1 protein-coding gene is annotated in these 6153 nt (G+C 46.2%); it reads left to right on the top strand.

Features of this window, described 5'->3' with window-relative positions:
- Window positions 1-37 precede the first annotated feature (37 nt).
- On the top strand, window positions 38-6153 hold a 6116-nt coding region (locus tag H6F80_RS28585), incomplete at its 3' end, for a Tc toxin subunit A-related protein (protein WP_347277942.1).

Raw genomic sequence — 6153 nt, 5'->3', positions numbered from 1 at the left:
CTACCGCTTTGGCACGTTTGTGAACGGTGATAGTACTGTGGCTGTCTGGGAGCCCTGGGAAGAATTAGACATTAGCATCAAAGCGACCCGCGTAGAGCCAGTCTTTGCGTTTAACCGGGTGTTTGTGTTCTGGACGGCATTAGACGAAACGGCAAAAGATCCATCTGCAGGAAGTGTGGTGGTTAAAGACGTACCCGATAGCGGTGGCAAAAAAGAAGTGTCTTCCTCAGTCGAGATTGTCAGAGAAATCAAGGTCTATTTTTCCTTCTACAACCTCAACAAACGCTGGACACAACCCCAAACCCTGAAAACGACGTTTAATGATATTGCAGAGTTAACGTTCCCAAACCAGTTTATTTCCGATGTGGAACTTTTCGTTGAGAACTCTACTAAGCTAAAGCAGGCTGCAACCAACTATACATATGAAAACATCCACATCACTGTGCGCTTTTACCTGAGTGAAACGGCTACTCAAGAGGGACGCAAACTCAATTACCGAGCGTTTAACCTGATGCCCGAGCTGTATTCGCAGAAGGCGACGCAGCAAACCATTGACAACCGGGGTCAGATCATGTTCAAAGAGCTTTTCCCTAATGAGTTTGTTGCCCCTAAAAAGATCGAAGATGCCAATATCGTAAAGCTTAACTACAGTGACAACTCAATGGATGGCCCTTGGTTTGCCTATAACCATAAGGGATGTGGCTTCTTGGTTAAGCCAGATGCGAGCGCACTATCCAGTAATACTCAGCTCGCCAGACCAAAAAACCTGCCTGGACTGCGTACAATGCCTGGTGCTCATATCACGGCTGCAGTACAGGTAGAGCAAGATATTTACTATTTTCTGGACAATCAGACCTACATCAAAACCTCTGCTGATCGCACAACGACTCCCACTGCCGAGCCTATCAGAAACCGATGGGGAATTGATGCCCCAAGCGAGATGGAAATCGGAGGTATTGTTGATTCGGCTTTTGTCATCAATGGTTGTAGCTATCTGACACTCAATGAACAGATTTACGAATACGATGGAGCGTCTTTTGATAGCTTGGTTAGAAAACCCTACGCCCTGTCAATACTGATTAGTAATTTGCCTAGCAATTGGAGCAAGATTGATGCTGGCTTTACGAATATCAATGGGGTTCACTTCTGGTTTAACAATGATTTAGGGGAGGTATTGCGCAGTGATTTTGGTACATCACAGGGCTCAATTCGTCACAGTTTTGGTCACTCTAGAGGCGACGCACTAGGCAGTGCAATCTTAGGAGCAGTTGTCTTTAATCGTGAGCTACATGTCATTCACAGAGATCCGATAACCAACGACGACTTGTATACCGTTTATACGACGATCGGCGACAACATTCAAAGCACTCAAAAGGAGCATACTACAGTTAAGATGGTTCTAGAAAGCCTCTTTGGCAGCTCAGTTGACAATGTTGAGCGTCAAGGCAATAAGTTGACCAACATGATGGTGATTGATGGGGGTATCTGGGTCGTTAACGCCAGTGGCGATCGCTACTATGTGAAGGATGGCAACAGCCAGGACTCAGCGCCAGGTCCTTTTGAGGGCAACCAGGATGACCAGAACTGGACCTCTGGCTTTAGCTATAGCGATGCAAATCACACTGTATACTACCTCGCTTTCTACAGTGAGTATGGTCGCATCAGCAACAACGGTAAAAGCTTTGCGAGAGCCTGGAGGAGAACGGGTACATCTAGTAATTATCAGTATGAGTCTGTAGACTTTGGTGGCAATAGTGGGTTGGATAGGGTTTTAGGGCAGTCGAACGATCGAATCGTCAGGGGTGAGCTTGACGAAGAATACGGCTTTGATGTTTCTACGCTCTACAACACAGATGTGACGATCACAGGAGCCTTTACCACTGCCAACAGTAACTACCTAATTATCATCACTGATACGAATACATTCCACCTGTTTGATAACACCCAGAGGCTCCCTGAAATTCTTGCCCAGTTGAAGGATAGCTCTGAAAGTAGAGATATTTTTGATCTCAGAGCATCTGTTTGTCTCGGCACCGCTCCTGTCAATGCAATTTGGCGATACAACCGAGTTGATACTGCTTTTATCGGTGCAAATAATTTGGGTGTTACCAACGCATTGTACTTATTCTGCGGCAACCAATACCTGCGGTTTACTCCTACAGCAGATGGCGAATTTAGCGGCACGGCAGACACTGGCTATCCCAAACAACTATCCACCAACAATGAAGGCTTTCCGCAATGGACACAGCTTGATGCAGCATTTACTTCGCCAGATCCTACTGCTGAGAGTCAATACATTTCCTATTTGTTTAACAACAGCACCTGTGCATATTACCGGAGTGACACAGCAGCGACTGGAACGACAGTAGGGGTTTGGGGAGTATTCCTAACAAACCTGGAGAAAACTCAGAAAGTCAATGCAGCTTACCTATCGGGTGGTAATTTATATCTGCTTGTCGATACTGAAGTTGGTGGTAAAAAAGGAACTGAATATTATCGCTACACTTTGCAATCGAGTGCTGGTAACAATGACCCGATTCCTCGCTACATCCATAATGATTATCCCCGTGCGTCTGTCAATTTTGACAATTTTATCAATGCAGCTTTTGTCTTAAATAAACACGTTTATCTATTCTCGGGCACGGAGTATTTTCGTCTAGGTGAAAATGTTCATGAACCTACCGAACTCAGTAAAAAGTCGTCAATTGCCGGTAGTTGGGGCAATATTCCCTCAGACATTCGAAGGTTTGGTCCTGATGCTGCGTTTCAGCATACTGATGCTAGTGGCAAGAAAACCTTGTATCTGATTCAAGGCGATCGCTCCATCTCTTATAACATGAGCGATGCGAATGAACCCAAACCCTACGAATTTGACAGCGTCAAGTACGAGATCATTCGTCTGACTTCTAGCACTGCTGAAGTACTTAATCAACTGCTGTTTGTGGGTGGCATTAAGAACCTGTTGCAAATGTCAACTCAGGAAATGGACGAGGTTCCGACCATCAGCTTTAATGATCCAAAACCGCGCAATATTCAACTGAACTCAGACAAGTTCGATACAGAACCGACAAACAACCACCTCGACTTTAATAGTGCCAACGGCATGTACTACTGGGAGGTATTCTTCCACGCTCCCTTCCTGATTGCACAGACCCTCAACACCAATCAGCAATTTGAGTACGCCAAACAGTGGTACGAATATATTTTCGATCCGACAGAAACCTCGGATTACTGGAAGTTTTTGCCCTTCCTGGCTGCTGACCCAAATGCGCTGATCTCTACCCTCAGTAATGACCTAGATGCCTTTGATGCCTTAACCCGCACCAAGAATACCGATGGGGATGAACACAGCCATAGTACGGTAATCGCTGCCCGTGAAGCGTTGTCAAGCCTTGCGGCAAAATTGGTATTTTATCAGGAAGTCTTTTTGGGTAAAACAGATATCACTTTTTACGAGACTTATGACCTAAAGCTGAAGACCGTTGCTAATATCAATGCCCTTGAACCAAATGGGAAGGGTTTAGTGATAGTTGCGAAAATCGGAGATTCTTATCACGTTCGCATTTTTGACAAACTTGAGCAAAGGGTCGTTGATAGGAGTGTGGATTTTTCAAACAATGAAACGCTGACTAGAGAATTACGTGAAGCGTTCAACACTCAGACACTCACAGCCACGAAAAAGGCAACACTTATCCACGACATTACATCAGCCATAGAGTTTAGCTATAAACTCGCCGACATTACCCGATGGTCTGCCTTTATCACTCTGGAATCTGCCATTGACAATCTCAATACAAGTGCCGCCACCATCAGTAGCAATAACCCGCTTTTGGTGAGGTGGCAAAGTGAAATGCAGGAAGTATTGGAGATTATCAAACAGCTTGATTATCGCATTGACCTGATGGGTAACTACGACGCACAACTCGCTGTTTATTTAGAAGATCCGTTTGATCCACATGCAATTGCAGCACTGCGTCCCCTGGCGTATCGTAAAGCGATCGTCATGAGCTACATCGATAACTTACTGGATTGGGGTGACATACTCTTCCGGCAATACACCCGAGAATCCATTCAAGAAGCAAGGATGCTCTACATTCTGGCTCATGACCTTTTAGGTGAAAAACCAAAGAACATGGGACAGGTCGTTCTAAGTCCCACGAAAGCCTACAAAGACTTTAAGCACTATACGGGCAATACAGGCAATGTTAAAGAAGACTACGACTTTTTGATTGACCTGGAAAACAGCTCTACAAGCAGTAGTATTGTCCCTTACGAACAGAGCCTGAGTTTTGCTGCAACTCAGTTTGATACCATTACAAATCCTTACTTTTTCATTAAGGAGAACGAACTCTTTACCGAGTATTGGACGCGGGTGGAAGACCGCCTTGCAAAAATTCGTGCCTGTCTGAACATCGATGGTGTGGCTCAACCACTGCCTTTGTTCCAGCCGCCGATCGATCCGATGGCACTGGTTGCTGCCGCGGCGAGTAAGGGAGGAATAGCAGCAGCAGCGATGGCAGGCGGTATGGTGAATGTATCAGATTACCGGTTTGATACGCTCATGGCGAAAGCCCAAGATCTGGCGGGCAAGCTAAAAAACTTGAGTGATACTCTGCTCTCAGCATTAGAGAAGCAAGACTCCGAAGAACTCAGCCTGCTGCAACATACGCAGGAGGAAATGATGCTCGATCTGGTTACAGTGCTAAAAGATCAGCAAATTCAAGAAGCAGAAAACTCCTTGCAAGATATGGAGACAAGCAAGCTTCGGGCTCAAGATCAGCTGAATCACTACACCAAGTTAATTGATGCTGGTTATTTGCCTGAAGAGCGTATTCAAATCGCGATGATGGGTGCGGCAGCCAGCGTGTATGGTATAGCGGTGTTAAGCAAGGTTGTTAGTGGTTTGTCCTATGTCCTTCCACAATTTACAGCCGGTCCCTTTAGCTTTGGTGTCACGTCCGGTGGGCAAAACGTTGGTGCTATGTTAGCTGAGTTTGGGGAAGCTAAAGAATCTTTGGCAGAAGGGCTAAGCATGGGTGGAGAGGCAGCTGGAGTCGTAGGACAATTCAAGCGTTCCACTGAAGATTGGGATTTGCAAAAGAAAATGGCTACTTGGGAGATGACGCAACTTGCTCATCAAATTGATGCCCAAATCTGCCGTATTGCAATGGCAAAGCAAGAGTTGCTGATGCACAAAAAGGAGATTGAAAATAGCAAGGCGATCGCCCAGTTTATGAAGAGCAAGTTCTCGAATGCAGAGCTTTATAACTGGATGAGCGGTAAACTCTCCGGTCTATTTTTCCAAACCTTTAAACTGGCGCACGACTACGCCAAGCAAGCGGAGCAGTCGTTCATCTTTGAGAAAGGACTCCAGGCAGGTAAAGTCAACTACATCACGGGGATGTACTGGGATAGCCAACGTAAAGGGCTGCTCGCTGGGTACTCTCTAGAACTGGATCTCGATCGAATGGAAAAAGCCTACGCTGAAACCGACAGTCGCCGCCTGGAAATTACAAAGAATATCTCTTTGTTGGAACTGGATCCTTTGGCGCTATTAGCTTTAAAGACTCAAGGGGCTTGCACCTTCCGCCTGAGCGAAGAGTTACTTGACTACGACTTCCCCGGTCATTACAACCGCCAGATCAAATCCGTATCCCTTGCCTTTGATATCGGTGAAGGACAAAGCGTGAACGCAACCTTGACCCAACTCAGCAGCAAACTGGTGATGGATACTGACATCAAAGCGGTGAAACACCTGATCGATCCTGCCAATGAGTCTACCCCGAACGTGCGAGCTAACTGGCGGGCTAGCCAGCAAATTGCCCTGTCTCACGTTGACCAGTACACCGAGAACAGCGGTATGTTTGAGCTGAACTTTGGAGATGAACGGTATCTGCCGTTTGAAGGTACAGGAGCCGTCTCTACCTGGCGGTTGGAGCTCAATGGCAAAAAGGGGTCTTACAATCCGGCTGATTTGCTGGATGTCACAATTAAGTTACGCTATACCGCCAAACAGGGTGGCACTCGATTTGCCAATGAAGTCAAAGGCGTGCTCAAACCCTACAACGCTACCAGCTTCTTTGACATCGCTTATAACTTCCCTGATGAGTGGGCAGCGCTAACCTCTGGTGACAGTGATGAGGTCAACATTAC

The organism is Leptolyngbya sp. FACHB-711, assembly GCF_014695615.1.
Lineage (GTDB): Bacteria > Cyanobacteriota > Cyanobacteriia > Elainellales > Elainellaceae > Leptolyngbya_A.
This window is presented reverse-complemented; position numbering and strand designations above follow the sequence as displayed.